This is a genomic window from Serratia sp. LS-1 (assembly GCF_003719595.1).
Lineage (GTDB): Bacteria > Pseudomonadota > Gammaproteobacteria > Enterobacterales > Enterobacteriaceae > Serratia > Serratia ureilytica.
Map to the genome: position 1 here is coordinate 631,559 of NZ_CP033504.1, position 15,242 is coordinate 646,800.

General features: G+C 61.1%; 13 protein-coding genes. 3 read left to right on the forward strand and 10 right to left on the reverse strand.

The window, feature by feature from the left end; translation table 11 throughout:
• Window positions 1-23 precede the first annotated feature (23 nt).
• Genes zitB through EDY99_RS03120 form a run of 3 tightly spaced genes read right to left on the reverse strand, consistent with a single transcriptional unit; the run spans window position 24 to window position 4,788 of the window.
• Window positions 24-986, reverse strand: coding sequence for a CDF family zinc transporter ZitB (zitB, locus tag EDY99_RS03110; protein WP_033652340.1), 963 nt, complete (start codon window positions 984-986; stop codon window positions 24-26).
• Window positions 986-4,186, reverse strand: a complete 3,201-nt coding sequence (locus tag EDY99_RS03115) for a transporter substrate-binding domain-containing protein (RefSeq protein WP_047572329.1) — start codon at window positions 4,184-4,186, stop codon at window positions 986-988. The genes zitB and EDY99_RS03115 overlap by 1 nt, the downstream gene beginning before the upstream one ends.
• Complete coding sequence (locus EDY99_RS03120; protein ID WP_033642206.1) at window positions 4,183-4,788, reverse strand: response regulator transcription factor; 606 nt, start codon at window positions 4,786-4,788, stop codon at window positions 4,183-4,185. The genes EDY99_RS03115 and EDY99_RS03120 overlap by 4 nt, the downstream gene beginning before the upstream one ends.
• A 212-nt stretch (window positions 4,789-5,000) precedes the next feature.
• Here EDY99_RS03120 and aroG point away from each other — a divergent pair, with 212 nt between their 5' ends.
• The 3 genes from aroG to EDY99_RS03135 all read left to right on the forward strand — a co-directional run bounded on the left by aroG (window position 5,001) and on the right by EDY99_RS03135 (window position 8,548).
• Window positions 5,001-6,053: a 3-deoxy-7-phosphoheptulonate synthase AroG gene (aroG, locus tag EDY99_RS03125; RefSeq protein ID WP_025301893.1), complete on the forward strand. Its 1,053-nt coding sequence runs from the start codon at window positions 5,001-5,003 to the stop codon at window positions 6,051-6,053.
• Window positions 6,054-6,312: 259 nt separating this feature from the next.
• Window positions 6,313-7,503, forward strand: a complete 1,191-nt coding sequence (locus tag EDY99_RS03130; RefSeq protein WP_033642207.1) for a YjgN family protein — start codon at window positions 6,313-6,315, stop codon at window positions 7,501-7,503.
• Between the two features lie 7 nt (window positions 7,504-7,510).
• Window positions 7,511-8,548 (forward strand): M48 family metallopeptidase, encoded by a 1,038-nt coding sequence (locus tag EDY99_RS03135; protein ID WP_046686585.1) that lies wholly within the window; start codon window positions 7,511-7,513, stop codon window positions 8,546-8,548.
• A 46-nt stretch (window positions 8,549-8,594) separates the two neighbouring features.
• Here EDY99_RS03135 and gpmA read toward each other — a convergent pair whose 3' ends face one another.
• The 7 genes from gpmA to EDY99_RS03170 all read right to left on the reverse strand — a co-directional run bounded on the left by gpmA (window position 8,595) and on the right by EDY99_RS03170 (window position 15,189).
• The gene (gene gpmA, locus EDY99_RS03140; RefSeq protein WP_004939834.1) at window positions 8,595-9,347 is read right to left on the reverse strand and encodes a 2,3-diphosphoglycerate-dependent phosphoglycerate mutase; all 753 of its coding nucleotides are present in this window, start codon (window positions 9,345-9,347) and stop codon (window positions 8,595-8,597) included.
• A gap of 216 nt (window positions 9,348-9,563) precedes the next feature.
• Window positions 9,564-9,911: a PsiF family protein gene (locus EDY99_RS03145; protein ID WP_033642211.1), complete on the reverse strand. Its 348-nt coding sequence runs from the start codon at window positions 9,909-9,911 to the stop codon at window positions 9,564-9,566.
• 197 nt (window positions 9,912-10,108) lie between these two features.
• Complete coding sequence (galM, locus tag EDY99_RS03150; protein ID WP_033642212.1) at window positions 10,109-11,152, reverse strand: galactose-1-epimerase; 1,044 nt, start codon at window positions 11,150-11,152, stop codon at window positions 10,109-10,111.
• Window positions 11,146-12,297, reverse strand: coding sequence for a galactokinase (gene galK, locus EDY99_RS03155; RefSeq protein WP_123061451.1), 1,152 nt, complete (start codon window positions 12,295-12,297; stop codon window positions 11,146-11,148). The genes galM and galK overlap by 7 nt, the downstream gene beginning before the upstream one ends.
• Window positions 12,294-13,346, reverse strand: a complete 1,053-nt coding sequence (gene galT / locus EDY99_RS03160; protein WP_123061452.1) for a galactose-1-phosphate uridylyltransferase — start codon at window positions 13,344-13,346, stop codon at window positions 12,294-12,296. Before galT ends, galK begins: the two co-directional genes overlap by 4 nt.
• 284 nt (window positions 13,347-13,630) lie before the next feature.
• Window positions 13,631-14,449: a CPBP family intramembrane glutamic endopeptidase gene (locus EDY99_RS03165; protein ID WP_123061453.1), complete on the reverse strand. Its 819-nt coding sequence runs from the start codon at window positions 14,447-14,449 to the stop codon at window positions 13,631-13,633.
• Between the two features lie 167 nt (window positions 14,450-14,616).
• Window positions 14,617-15,189 (reverse strand): cysteine hydrolase family protein, encoded by a 573-nt coding sequence (locus EDY99_RS03170; protein ID WP_033642216.1) that lies wholly within the window; start codon window positions 15,187-15,189, stop codon window positions 14,617-14,619.
• Between the last annotated feature and the right edge of the window lie 53 nt (window positions 15,190-15,242).

The following is a 15,242-nucleotide window of genomic DNA, read 5'->3' on the forward strand; positions in this document are numbered from 1 at the left end:
CGCCGTGATGGCGCCCTCCTGGCTTAGTGGCGATGCCCCAGGTGCGAATGCGCTTCGGCATGTGAGTGTTCACTCGGCTCCGGCGCCCGATTGATACCGCAGTCCGGCGTCTCGCAGTGCCGGTACTCCATCTGAATGGTCACGTGGCCGATCTTGTAGTGTTGCAATAGATAAGCCTGGATGCGTTGCAACAGCCCATCGTGGTCATGTGGCGGGATCACCTGCGCATGCAGCGTCATCAGCTTCTGTTCGCCGATCTGCCAGACGTGTACGTGGTGGATATTGCGCACTTCCGGGATGTTCAGGCACAGGTCTTTTTGCAGCTTGGCGATATCGACCTCCTGCGGCGTGCCTTCCAGCAGCTCGTGGAAGCTCTCCTTCAGCAGCCGCCAGGCGCTGCGCAGCACCAGACAGGAGACCAGCACCGACAGGATCGGGTCAATCGGCGTCCAGCCGGTGGCGAGAATAACGATGGCCGCGACGATAGCGCCCACCGAGCCGAGCAGGTCGCCCAGCACATGCAGCGCGGCGGCGCGCACGTTGATATTTTTCTCTTCGCTGCCGCGATGCAGCAGCCAGAAGGCGAACAGGTTCGCCAGCAGCCCCGCTATGGCGATGATCAGCATCGGGGTACCCATCACCGGCTGCGGTTCGAAGAAACGCCGTATCGCCTCCCACAGGATGAATACCACGATCACCAGCAGCGCCGCGGCGTTGAGGAAGGCCGCCAGCGTGGTCAGGCGCAGGTAGCCGAAGGTGTGGCGCGCGTTGGGTTTGCGCTGGGAGAAGTGCACCGCCATCAGCGCCACCAGCAGCGCGGCGGCGTCGGTCAACATATGGCCGGCGTCGGCCAACAGCGCCAGCGAGCCGGACAACAGGCCGCCGACCACCTCGGCCACCATAAAGACGGCGGTGACTAAAAAAGCGGTCAGTAGGCGTTTACTATTACTGTCTTTCGGCAGGTGTACGTGTGGAGTGTCCGACATTATTCATCCTTATGCATAGCGAAAGTGGGGGCGGCGGCGAGCAGAGCGTCCAGCTCCGGTTCTATCTGCGCCACTAACGCCTTTAATTTAGTATAAGCGGCGGCGGCAAGCTCGCCCCGACGTGCGGTATCCACCAGCTGTTGGCATAGCTGCGCGGCTTCCGGCAACTGCAGCATCAGCAGGCTGCCCTTGATGCGGTGTGCCGCCTGCTCCAGGCGAGGCCAGTCGTTCGCGGCGACGGCGTCCGCGAGCCGCTGCCGGTCTTGCCGCAGCGTATCGCCGAGCGTCTGCGCCAGCCGCTGCAGCATGGCGCGATCGCCGCCCGCCATTTCGGCCAGCGTTTGCCGTAGGTCAGTAAGGACTGACTTTTCTTCCTGAGCCTGCGGTTGCTGAGCCAATACCTGGCCGATCGCCGTCAGCGAAATCGGCTTGGTCAGGAAGTGATCGATCGCCACCAGCCCCGGCGGGATGCGGGTAAACTCCTGCACGTCCGCCGAACAGAGCACGATGCGGCAAGGCGGGCGCTGCAGCTGCTGTTCGTCGCGCCGGATCAGCCTGGCCAGCGTCAGGCCGTCCGGGCGCGGCATGTTATAGTCGATAAACAACAGGTCAAACGGCTGCCGTCGCTGGGCCTTCAGCAGCGCATAGCCTTGTTCGAAGCGGGCGGGTTGCTGCCCGAAGTGGCGCAGTTGGCGTTCCAGCAGCAACAAATTGGTGGGATGATCGTCGATCAGCGCGGTACGCAAGGCGGAAGACGGCAGAGCAAAGGTGTGCTCCTCCTGGGCGCCAGCCGGCGCGTCGCCGCTCAGCTCGACCGGTATCACTACCTCGACGCGGGTGCCGATGCCCGGCTGCGAGTGCAGCTCTATGCGGCCGCCCATCTGTTCGACGATTTCTTTGCAGATAGACAGGCCCAAACCGGTACCTTGCACCGAGATGCGTTGCGCGCCGCGCGCGCGGTAAAACGGTTGAAACAGCTTGCCTACCTCATCGGCGGCGATGCCGCAGCCGCTGTCGTTCACCGTTAACTGCAACTCTCCCCGTCGTTCATCCTGCGCGCGCCAGCCGACCTCGACCTGAATGGTTCCGCGCGTCGTGAACTTTATCGCATTGTTTATCAGGTTGTTAGCCACCTGAAGTAAACGCTCACCATCAATGACCACCGCCTCCGGCAGCGCCGGATCTGCCGTCACCTTCAACGTCAACGGCCGTTCGCCGATAAGTGGCCGGTAAAGGGCGTCAATGCGCGCGACCCAGGGGCGCAGCGCCACCGGTTTTGGCGCCAACGTCAACGACCCGGTTTCCAGTCGGGCGTGATCCTGCAGGTCGTTGAGCAGGTTGAGCAGCGATGAGGCCGAACTGTAAATCACCGGCAGGCCTTCCGGCGCAGGTTGGCGTTTGAGTTCCAGTTCCAGCAGGCCAAGGATGGCGTGCATCGGCGTGCGCAGTTCATGGCTGACGGTGGCGAGGAATTTGCTCTTCATGCGGTTTTCCGCTTCGGCGCGGCGGCGCGCCTGCTCGAGCTCCTCGCGTTCGCGTTTTTCACGGCGCTGCAGCATGAAACGGCGCAGCGTCAGCGCCAACAGCAACACGGTGGCGGCGGCCAACAGCGCCAGCAGCCAGGTGGTCTGCGGCGGCATGCGGTTGTCGTTCACCGCGTCGATAAGGTTGCTGCGGTCGACGATCCACTCGTCGCGCAGCGATTGCAGGGTATCCGCCGGGATCTGCATCAGGTTCTTATCGAGGATCGCCAGCAGCAGCGGCTGATCGCGGCGTACGCCGAACGCTACCGGATAGGGGATGTTGTTGGCGGCGAAGGCCAGTTTGATGGCGCCGGAATAGCGCGACAGCGCCAAAAAGTTGGCGGAAATGACGTTATCCACCAGCGCATCCAACTGGCCGTTGGCCAGCGCGTCGTACATCGACTTGCTGTCGGCGAAGCTGACGGTCTGTTCCTGTTCCGGCACCAGCCCCTGCGCCAAATCGCCCTGCAGCACGCCGATGCGCTTGCCGGCCAGATCGCTCCAGGTCGAGACGCCGTTGGCATACTGGCCGACGTAAACGCCCCACAGCGAACGGTGGATCGGCATGCTGGCGCCATAGCGCGCCTTGACGCCGCGCGCCAGCGGCAGGGCGGCGCGGAAGCTGGCCTGGCCGGATTGCACCAGCTGATCGGCCTGCTCGGCGTTGCGCGCCCACAGCGGCGCGAAACGCAGCCCGGTGTTTTGCGCGATGATGTTGAGAATATCGATGGCGTAGCCGCGCGGCTGGCCGTCGGAACCGCGGTAGGCGAACGGGAAGTTGTTCTCGATGGCGGCGTAGTAAACCACGCGGTGGCTCGCCACCCAATTCTTCTCCATCGTCGTCAGATCGGCATTGCCGGTATCGAGGTAGCTGGGGATCTTTTTGCTCCAGCGGCTCTGCAGGGCATTCATCAGTTCCATCGGCGCGTCGGCGATGGCGGTGTCCAGCGTGTCTATCAGGCGCGGATCGGCGGCGGCGAACACGAAGGACAGGTTGCCCAGGTTCTCGTTGCTTTCAATTTGATAGAGCTGGCCGAGCTGCAGCTGGTCGATGATAAAGCTGGCGCTGGCCTCGTCGGCGATAAAGTAGTCGCTGCTGCCGTTGAGCAGCGAATAGACCGCCTGCAGGTTGTTGTCGTAGCGCTGGATCTGCGACGCCACCGCCTGCAGGGCGCCGCCGGACTGCATGTCGGTCAGCGCGCCGATCGCGACGCGGGCGTTGGCGGAATTGAGCATCACCGGCCTATCGTTGCTGCGATCGCGCAATACGCGCAGGTTGCTGATGTAGTAAGGCTGGGAGATCTCCAGCCCGTGCAGCGCTTCGCTCTGCGGGATGCCGTACAGCAGGTCGACCTTGCCGTCGTGCAGCGCCTGTTCCAGCTGGGTCAGATCGGCGAAGCCGTAAATGGCGAAGCGGATGCCGGTCACCTGCTGGATATAGCCGAGGTAGTCGGCGTTCAGCCCATACAGATCGTCGTCCACGATGATGTTGTACGGGCTGGTGTTCTCACTGATGATACCGACGCGCAGCGTGCGATCGCGCCAGGGATTTTTCTCGCCGACGATCAGCATATTCTCGGGGGTATTCAGGTTGCTGACCAGCTGATAGCGCACCGGCTCCGCCGCCTGCGCCAGGCCGCACCACAGGATCAGCAGCAGCAGGGCGCGGCGCATCATGGCGCCAGCTCTTTAAACACCGCCACCAGTTCCAGCAGGTTGCCGGCGCCGGTTTTGCGCTGGATGTTTTTTTTGTGCGTGCTGACAGTCTTGTTGCTGATGTGCAGCCGGTCGGCGATCTGCAGGTTGGACAGCCCCTGGCTCAGCAAGCCCAGCACCTCGAGCTCCTTAGGGGTGAGCAGCCCGCCGTCCGCCGTCGGCGCCTCTTCGGCCAGCGCGGCGGCGGGGAAGCTGATTTCACCGTCCAGCACCTGTTCGATCGCCTGCACCAACTCCGCCAGCGAGCTGCCTTTATTGACGAAACCGTCGGCGCCGGCGGCATGCGCCATGCGCGCATAGACATCGGCTTCCTGCGCGGTATAGATCAGGATCTTTTGTTGCGGATAGCGGCGGCGGATTTTTTTCAACAGCTGCAGCCCGTCGACCTGCGGCAGGCCGATATCCAGGATCACCAGGCCGAAAGCGGCCTCGGCCAGCAGGGCCAGCGCCTGTACGTCATCCTGCGCCGCCTGCAGGCGGTAGGGGCGGGATGATTTCATTAGCGCCGCTTCCAGTGCGACATGAACCACCGGGTGGTCATCAACTAATAGCAGAGAGGGCATGTTCAACTCGGGTCACTTTATATTCTGATCGCTAGCATAGCGAAAAAGGAGGCTCTGCGCTCGCCAGATGAAACAGCACAATCTGCTGTTAATTTGGCGGTTCCAGCGGCGGGGGGCAAAGGTGATTTACAGCGCCATTCTCACAGGCTAGATTGTTGGGATCTACACCGTTACGCACTGCGAAATACCCCACGATACCGAATGGAAAAGCTATGAATTACCAAAACGACGATTTACGCATTAATGATATTAAGGAACTCCTGCCGCCGGTGGCTTTGCTGGAGAAATTCCCGGCCACTGAACGCGCGGCAAAGACGGTGTCCCAGGCCCGCAGCGCAATTCACAATATCCTCCGCGGCAGCGACGATCGCCTGCTGGTGGTGATTGGCCCTTGCTCCATCCATGATACCCAAGCCGCCAAAGAGTACGCGGGGCGCCTGCTGGCGCTGCGTGAAGAACTGAGCGGCGAGCTGGAAGTGGTGATGCGCGTGTACTTCGAAAAACCGCGCACCACCGTGGGCTGGAAAGGCCTGATCAACGATCCGCAAATGGACAACAGCTTCAACATCAACGACGGCCTGCGCCTGGCGCGCAAGCTGCTGGTGGAGATCAACGACAGCGGGTTGCCGGCCGCCGGCGAATTCCTCGACATGATCACGCCGCAGTACCTGGCGGATTTGATGAGCTGGGGCGCCATCGGCGCGCGCACCACGGAATCGCAGGTGCACCGTGAACTGGCCTCTGGTCTCTCGTGCCCGGTCGGCTTCAAGAACGGCACCGACGGCACCATCAAGGTGGCGATCGACGCCATCAACGCCGCCGGCGCGCCGCACTGCTTCCTGTCGGTGACCAAATGGGGCCACTCGGCGATCGTTAACACCAGCGGCAACGGTGACTGCCACATTATCCTGCGCGGCGGCAAAGAGCCAAACTACAGCGCGGCGCATGTGAAGGACGTCAAAGCTGGTCTGAGCAAAGCGGGGCTGCCGGCGCAGGTGATGATCGACTTCAGCCATGCCAACAGCAGCAAACAGTTCAAAAAACAGATGGACGTGAGCGCCGATGTTTGCGGGCAAATTGGCGGCGGTGAAAAAGCGATTATCGGTGTAATGATCGAAAGCCACCTGGTGGAAGGCAACCAGAGCCTCGAAAGCGGCGAGCCGCTGGTTTACGGCAAGAGCGTCACCGACGGCTGCATCGGCTGGCAGGATACCGAAACCGTGCTGCGCGATCTGGCGGCGGCGGTGAAAGCGCGCCGCGGTTAATCGCGTAAAGAGGGGCTCGCCAGCGGGCCCTTTTTCTATTTACCTTAAAATTTTATATCTCCTGTCAATTTAAGGCCTACAGTCAATAGGCTTATTAAATCTTTAAGCGGCCGTATTCGCATTATTCCTATTTAATAAAAGAATAATTGTCACCGCTCTCGGCATTGTGCTTATATAAGACGCTTTTTTATTCCATAAACCCCGCAGGCCTAATAAGTGGGGAGTGGTATGACCTTATTCCTTTCAGGATGAAAGAATTATGACAAACAATACCTCGCAGCCGCTGGGGCTGCACCGGATTAAATTCCATGGGAAAGGTGGTGAGTACTTCGCTATTTGGTTAGTCAACGCGTTATTGACCGCTCTGACCCTGGGCATCTATTCCGCCTGGGCGACGGTGCGTCGTCGTCGCTATTTTTACGGCAACACGGAATTGGACGGCGATCGTTTCGATTATCATGCGCAGCCGCTGCAAATTCTGAAAGGACGGCTGTTGGTGATCGGCGGCATCATCGTATTTTATTTCCTGCTGGCGGTGACGCCATTGCTGGGGCTGTTGGCGCTGCTGGTATTGCTTGCCCTGTTGCCGTGGATCGTTATCCGCAGCTGGCGCTACAATGCGATTATGTCGAGCTATCGCGGCGTGCGCTTTAATTATGTCTGCCGCACCGGGCGCGCCTATTGGGCTTTGCTATTCTGCCCGTTATTGCTGATTATCGGACTGTATGTCGGTCTGATCGTCTTGCTCGGCATTGGCAGCGGTCTTGGCAGCATCAACGCCATCGCATTTATGCTGGTGCTGACGCTGATTTTGGCCGTGCCGGCATTTGCGGCGGTAAACGGCATTATTAGCGCACTGCAGCATGATTTGTACGTTAATAACCTGTTTTTCGGGAACACGCCGTTTATTGCCGAACTGAAGAAATCGGCCTTTATCAAATTTGCCTTGATCGGCCTGCTCATATTCCTGCCGTTCATGTTGGTCGCGCTGGTGTGCATCGGTTCGTTCTTCTTTACCCTCTATCAGATGGTGTTGATGGGCATGTTGACCAACGAAGCCATCGATGTGCTGGTGCTGGACAATATCAGCAGCCTTCTGCTGATGATGGTGGTGCTGCTGATCGGCGCCCTGGTGGCCAGCAGCTACCAAGTTGTCGCCCAACGCAACTACCTGTTTAACCAGGCAAGGCTGAACGGCGACATCAAGCTGCATTCCTCAATGAAAACGCTGCCGTACATGGGATTGTTGATCACCAATACCCTGATTACCCTGTTCTCGCTCGGTTTGGCGGCGCCGGTGGCGGAAGTGCGTCATGCCCGTTATCTGGCGGCGTGCACGGCGGTTGAAGGCGATCTGGCGCTGCTGGACATTACGGCGCATCAGGAAACCGCCAACAGCGCGGTGGCCGAAGAAGCGGTGCAGGCGCTGGATCTGGGCGGCAGCTTCTGAGGCGCCGATGATCCTTGAAGGCGCTTATCAGTTGCCGGGGCGGGCCGCACGTGAGGCGGCTCGTCTGCTGGTGAACGAAAGCGGCGAAGGCGTGACGTTGCAGCGGCAGGATGAACAGCGTTACATCCCGCTGACGGACATCACCGTTTCTGCCGCGCTGGGCAATATTCCGCTGACGCTTACCTTCAAGGGCGGCGGGCGTTTTGTGCCCGATGACGACGCGGCCTTTCGCCGCTGGTTCTATCAGCGCCGTTCGCCGGGTTGGGTGCATCGCCTGGAACGCCATAAACGCGGCGTCGCCCTGGCGCTGCTGATGACGCTGCTGGCGGTAGTGACTTACGTTTACGTGGTGCTGCCGTGGGCGAGCAGCGAGATCGCCATGCGCATCCCCACCTCGGTGGAACAGAAGCTGGGCGAACATACGCAGACGTTCTTGGAGCAGAGTGGCTTCGCGCCCTCGGCACTGCCGGCCGAACGGCAACGGGCGCTGCAGCAGCTGTTCCGGCAGGTGATGCCGGCTGACATGCGCCAAGAGCGCACGCCGCTCTCGCTGAAGTTGATGGCGGCGCCCGGCGCGCCGAACGCCTTTATGTTGCCGGACGGCACGCTGGTGCTCAGCGATAGCCTGGTCACCTTGTCGAAAAACGACGATGGCTTGGCGGCGGTGATGCTGCACGAAATGGGGCATCACGCTTATCGCCATCCGATGCGCATGTTGGTGCGCTCGTCACTGGTGGCATTGACGCTGATGTGGATGACGGGTGACGTCAGCGGCATCGGCGACACGTTGCTGCAGTCCGCATCCTTCGTAAATGAGATGCAGTTTTCTCGCGGGATGGAGCGTGAGGCGGATGCGTTTGCGATAGCGGAAATGCAGCGCCAGGGGCGTTCGCTGGCGGAAATGGCGGCGATCTACCGCGCGTTGGCGCAGGCGCCTGAACGAGAAAAGACCGATGACTGGGCGCTGCCTGCCTGGCTCAGCACTCATCCGGCGATGCAGGAACGGCTGGATGCGGTAAATGAGGCGATGGCGCAGCAGAAATAAAAAAGCCCCCGGTGAAAACCGGGGGCTTTTTCGTGAACCGGCGAAATTACTTCGCTTTACCCTGGTTCGCCACGGCCGCCGCTTTTGCAGCGATCTCATCGGCGTTACCCAGGTAGTAACGTTTGGTTGGCTTGAAGTTCTCGTCGAACTCATACACCAACGGCACGCCGGTTGGGATGTTCAGCTCGAGGATTTCGTCTTCGCTCAGGTTATCCAGGTATTTCACCAGCGCGCGCAGCGAGTTGCCGTGCGCCGCAACGATCACGCGCTCGCCGCTCTTGATGCGTGGCAGGATCTCTTCGTCCCAGTAAGGGATAACGCGATCGATGGTCAGCGCCAGGCTTTCGGTCAGCGGCAGCTCTTGCTCGGTCAGCGAGGCGTAACGCGGATCGTGGCCAGGATAACGTTCGTCTTCTTTGGTCAGCTCCGGCGGGGTCACCGCGAAGCCGCGACGCCATTGCTTCACCTGCTCGTCGCCGTATTTTTCAGCGGTTTCGGCTTTGTTCAGACCCTGCAGCGCGCCGTAGTGACGTTCGTTCAGCTTCCAGGATTTTTCGGTTGGCAACCAGGCCTGATCCAGCTCGTCGAGGATGTTCCACAGGGTGTGGATCGCGCGCTTCAGTACGGAGGTGTAAGCGAAGTCGAAAGTGAAACCTTCTTCTTTCAACAGCTTGCCTGCTGCTTTCGCTTCGGTGCGGCCCTTGTCGGACAGATCAACATCATACCAACCGGTGAAGCGGTTTTCTTGGTTCCACTGGCTTTCGCCGTGACGCACCAGAACCAGCTTAGTTACAGCCATAGCTTAACTCCTTAATAATCTGACATTTCAATGATAACGAAAATCATTATATTGCCGCGGGCCGGGGCTCGGCAATCGATAGTGTCTAACCATAGCCAATTTCTTGCCGCAAAGTAAGGGCTGGAGAAAGGAAAAAGCTGAATCGTTCAGGCTGGGGCGGAAGGGGGAGAAACGGCGCGTCGGAATCGCTTCGGACGCGCCGTGGCAGAGGGAAAATCAGGCCGATTTTTTCAGGCAGTTGCTCATGAAGGTTTTACGCGCGTCGCCCTTCAGATCCTTGGTCTTGGCGTCGGCGTTGCAGCTTTTCATCTTCTGCTGCTGCGGCGTCAGGGTTTTGCCCGTTGCAGCGGCGCCTTCGGATTTCAGACAGGTGCTCATAAAGGTGGAGCGGTCCGCGCCTTTCAGCGACTTGGTGGATGCCTGCTGGTTGCAATCGGTCATGCGTTTCTGTTGGGCCGCCTGCGCCGGCGAAGGCGTTTTCGTCGCCGTCGTCGCGTCGGCCGCCATCAGATTGGTGCTCAGCATTAAGCCCGCCAGCAATGGAAGTGCAGTAATCAGACGCATAGGTGTTCCTTCAGCTATTGATTGGCCGCCATCGGCCGAAAATTGTGACGTTGCACAAGGCGTTGTGCTTATCACGGTAGCCTGAGTGTAGTGCGCGCTTTGGAATAAGGGAAGGTGGGCGCCGGCGGGGGGATAGGGCTAAAAGGTAAGCATTTATAACAAATCGCCCCCGGCCGTACGGCGAGGGGCATGGCGGGTTAGATAGGATAAAACTGATAATGCGTGGCGCTGCGGTAGCGGCTCCCCGGCTGCAGCCAGCAATCCGGCTGCGGCCACTCGGGATGGTGCGGGCTGTCCGGCAAAAACTCGCTTTCCAGCGCCACGCCGGCATGGTTGGCATAGCTGCCGCCGTCGCGCGCCGGCGTGCCGGCCAGAAAATTGCCGCTGTAGAGTTGCAGCGCAGGTGCGTCGGTGAACACGCTCATTTGCACCTGCCCGTCGGCGGACCATAAATGGGCCGCCGGGCTTTCCAGCGCGCCGCAGATGCGGTGCAACAGAAAGGCGTGATCGTAGCCGTTGACCCGCTGTTGGTCGCGATCGCGCAGGAAATCCTGCAGCAGCGTTTTCGGTTGACGAAAATCCATGCCGCTGCCGTCCACCGGCGTCAGCTCGGCGCAGGGAATGCCCTCGGCGTCGACGGGCAGATAGCGATCGGCGAACAGCTGCAGCCGTTGGGCGCGGGCGTCGGTGCCGGGGCCGTCCAGATTGAAATAGGCGTGGTTGGTCAGGTTGACCGGGCAGGGGCGATCGACCTGCGCCAGATAGCTGATTTCCAGACGATTATCGGGGGTCAGGCGGTAGCAAACCTGCACGTCGAGATTGCCGGGGAAGCCCTGATCGCCATCCGCTGAATGCAGCGCATAGCAGACCTGGTGCGCATCCTGCTGTACCCGGCGCCAGCGGCGGGCATGAAAACCGTCGGGGCCGCCGTGCAACTGGTGCGCGCCCTGATTGGCGAGCAGCGCATGGGATTTACCGACGATGGGCAGGCTGGCATTGGCGATGCGGTTGGCGTAACGGCCAACGGTGGCGCCCAGATAGGCGCCCTGACGTTGATAGTCCGCGGCGCTGCGGCAGCCGAGCAGCAGCTCGCGTTTTTCGCCGGATGTGAGCGGCAATACCGCGGACAACCAGGTGGCGCCCCAGTCCATCAGGGTGACGGTCATGCCGCCGGCGTTTTGCAGCCGCGTCAGTTGGTAAGGCTGCCCATCGGGCGCCGCTTCCGTGCTCACCGTCAGCATGTGCCGGCCCCCTGCGAAGCCTGGCAGACGTAAAACGTTTCCCGCAATCCGCCGGTTTGCAGCGGATACTCGTGCGCCACGGCGGCGCGCACCGTTTCCACGAGGTCCTGCGGCATCAGCGCGACGATGCAGCCGCCAAAGCCGCCTCCGGTCATGCGCACGCCGCCGCGCGGGCCGAGGATCGCTTTGACAATCTCGACCAACCGATCGATTGGCGGCACGGTGATTTCAAAGTCGTCACGCATCGAGGCGTGAGACTCCGCCATCAGCCGGCCCATGCGTTGCAGATCGCCGGCCGTCAGCGCATCGGCCGCCGCCAGCGTGCGGGCATTCTCGCTGATGACATGGCGCGCGCGTTTGGCCACCAACGGATCCAACTCATGTTGACGCGCTGCAAACTGTTCGGGGCTGACGTCGCGCAGCGCCTTGACGCCGAAGAAACGCGCCGCTTCTTCGCACTGTTTGCGGCGGGTGTTGTATTCGCTGTCCACCAGCCCGCGTTGTACATTGGAGTTGATGATCACCACCGCCACGCTGTCCGGCATCGGCACCGCGCGGGTCTCCAGCGAGCGGCAGTCGATCAGCAGAGCGCTGTCGCGCCGGCCGAGCGCGGAGATCAGCTGGTCCATGATACCGCAGTTGCAGCCGACGAATTGGTTCTCCGCCTCCTGGCCGTTCAGCGCCAGCGCGACGCCGTCCAGCGGCAGCTGATAGAGCGCCTGCAGCGCCTGGCCCACCGCCACTTCCAGCGCGGCGGAGGAGCTGAGCCCCGCGCCCTGTGGCACATTGCCGGCGATCACCAGATCCGCGCCGCCGAAATCGGCGTTACGGCGCTGAAGGTGCTTCACCACGCCGCGGACATAGTCGGACCAGCGCTGGTCGGGATGGCTGACGATCGGATCGTCGAGCGAGAATTGATCCTGCTGATTCTGATAATCGGCGGCCAGCACGCGGATCTGGCGGTCGTCGCGTTTGGCGCAGGCGATAACGGTTTGGTAATCAATGGCGCAGGGCAGCACGAAGCCGTCATTGTAATCGGTGTGCTCGCCGATCAGGTTCACCCGCCCCGGCGCCTGGATGGTCAACGCCGGCGCATAGCCGAAGTGTTCGGTAAACAGGGAATGGGTAAGCGGTTTCAGGCTCATGCTTGGGCTCCGGCTTCACGGTAATGAATATCGCTGACGGCGCGCAGACGCTCTGCGGCCTGTTCGGCGGTCAGGTCACGCTGGGTTTCCGCCAGCATCTCGTAACCGACCATAAATTTGCGCACGCTGGCTGAACGCAGCAGCGGCGGATAGAAATGGGCGTGCAGCTGCCAGTGCCGGTTGTCGGCGCCATTGAACGGCGCGCCGTGCCATCCCATCGAATAGGGGAACGAGCACTGGAACAGGTTGTCGTAGCGGCTGGTCAGCTTCTTCAGCGCCAGCGCCAGATCGCGGCTTTGCGCCGCGCTGAGATCGGTGATGCGCTGCACCGCCGTTTTCGGCAGCAGCAGCGTTTCAAACGGCCAGGCGGCCCAGTAGGGCACCACCGCCAGCCAGTGTTCGGTGTTCACCACGATGCGTTCGCCTGCGGCCAGCTCGCGCTGCGCATAGTCCAGCAGCAGCGGGGAGGCATGTTCCCGGAAATAGTCGTGTTGCAGGCGATCTTCGCGTTCGGCCTCGTTCGGCAGAAAACTGTTGGCCCAGACCTGCCCGTGCGGGTGCGGGTTGGAGCAGCCCATCGCCGCGCCTTTGTTTTCGAACAGTTGCACCCAGGGGTAGTGCTTGCCCAGCTCCTCGGTTTGCGCCTGCCAGGCGGTGACCACCTGCTCCAGCGCCGGCAGCGTCAGTTCGGGCAGGGTCTTGCTGTGATCGGGAGAGAAACAGATAACCCGGCTGACGCCGCGCGCGCTCTGGCTGCGCATCAGCGGATCGTGGCTGTCGGGCGCCGGCGGCGTATCGCTCATCAGCGCGGCGAAATCGTTGGTAAAGACATAGGTGCCGCGATATTCCGGATTGCGACCGCCGGTGACGCGCGCATTGCCCGGGCACAGGAAACAGTCGGGATCGTGCGTCGGCAGCGTTGCCGTGGGGACGCTCTCCTGTTGGCCCTGCCAGGGGCGCTTGGCGCGGTGCGGTGAGACCAGCACCCACTGGCCGCTCAGCGGGTTAAAGCGGCGGTGCGGATGGTCGATAGGGTTAAATTCCGTCATACGGTTCCTTTCTTGGCGTCGACGAGGGTGTAATCGCTTCCAATTACCGTCTTGATACGCCCATTGCTGAACAGGGAGTGGTCAATGCGCAAAAAGATAGCATGACTACAGCGATAAAAAGGTGATCCAACGCGAAAAATGGAATCGTTTACACTTCGGTGCAAAGCGCCGGACAGGCGGCGTAAAGCAGCATGCAAAGCGGTTGATGGCGGGGCGGTGAGGCGCTTGTGATAGCGTTTTCATCCAGCCACCGGCAGAGAAGCGCTCTCTGCCGGCGTCAGACGTTAGGGATGCTGATACAGCGGGTAGGTGAAGAACAGCAGATGGGTCAGATTAAGCCCGAAATGGAACAGAATCGGCACCCACAGACGGCCGCTCCACATCCACGCCAGGCCGTAGATCACCCCGGCGAGGGTCGCGAAGATCACCATCAGCGTACCGCCCGCCAGATGCGCGGCGCCGAACACCAGGGAGGCGACGATCAGCGCCGGCCAGGCCCCCAGCCACTGGCTGAGGCGCTGCTGCAGGTAGCCGCGAAACAGCGCTTCTTCGGCCATGCAGACGAAGAACAGGTTCGCCATAACGAAGGGCAGGATCCAGGCGGGCGCATGCAGCTCGATTTTTAAGCCGCCCAGCGACACCGCCAGCAGCAACAGCGCCGGCACGGCCAGCAGCAGCGCAATCCAGCCCGCCTTGCCGCCGTTGCCGCCGCGTTCGGCGGAAAACAATGTGGGCAAGCAGGCGAACAGCAGGAACGGCACCATCGCCTTGTCGAAGTTGTAATACATGGTGAACGGCGCGCTGAGCGGGCCGGCCTTTTCGCCGTCGATCATCAGCTGGTTGTGGATGCCAGGCACCAGATGCAAGAACAGCGCCACGCAGCCGGCGATCACCAACCCTTCGAGCGCGATCGCCAGATTACGCTGCGCGCGAAAATAATGACGTAGACCCGCCAGCGCCACGATGGCCAACAGGCAACCCAGGCTGAGTGGCGTCAGCACCCCATGATAAAGCCCCATGCCCGCCGAGGCGGCCAGGATCACCCAGGCTATCAGCCGGTTAAACGGCAAGAAAAATAACGAAGCAGCCAGTACGCCCCACATAATATGTCCCTTTAAAATATGTACACGGCGCTCAGCGCCTTTGCGGCGTGCGATGATGGCGAAATTGAGCGCTAAAGCGGATAGTAGCACACCAGAATGACGCTAAAGGTCGGGGCAGTGATGCATTCGTGCATTATGCCGGCCGACACAACCGGCGGCGATGCAGGTTAACCTCTCATCCAGGCCTGCGAACGGGTGATTTCGGCCAGATTTTGCAGGGTATCCAGACTCTGCTGGTGGATCTCCTGCGTAGGGGCTGCGCACAGATCGTGCAATACGGTCACCTGAAAGCCGGCGTCGTGCGCCTGACGCGCGGTGCTTTCGATGGCGAGCGGCGTGCTGATGCCCGCCAGCAGCAAATGGTGGCACCGATGTTGCCGCAGCCAGGCTAACAAATTGTTACCGGAGAAGGCGCTAACCGCCGTTTTTTCAAACTGCAGATCGGTCTCTTCCCGGTGCAGTTCGGGCACCCAGCGGCATCCCGGGCCGTTTAGCCGCAGCGCGCCGATCTGCTTGAGATGGTTGAACAGCGGCGAGTGAGGCGGGATGTCATGATAATCGTCGGCGAATCCCACCCGCACCCAAATTACCGGGATTTTTCGCACCCGCGCATAGGCCGCGGCGGCATTGACGTTGGCGAGCAGGTGGGTCGCCGCCACCTGTTCACGGCAGTGGTTGGCGCGGCCTTTGGGCCCGATAAGATCCTCGATCAGGTCGATGATAATCAACGCAGCGGACATGGCGTCTCCAGAAAATGGCCTTCTTTCTTTCTATGATAAAAGGCCAAATGTGA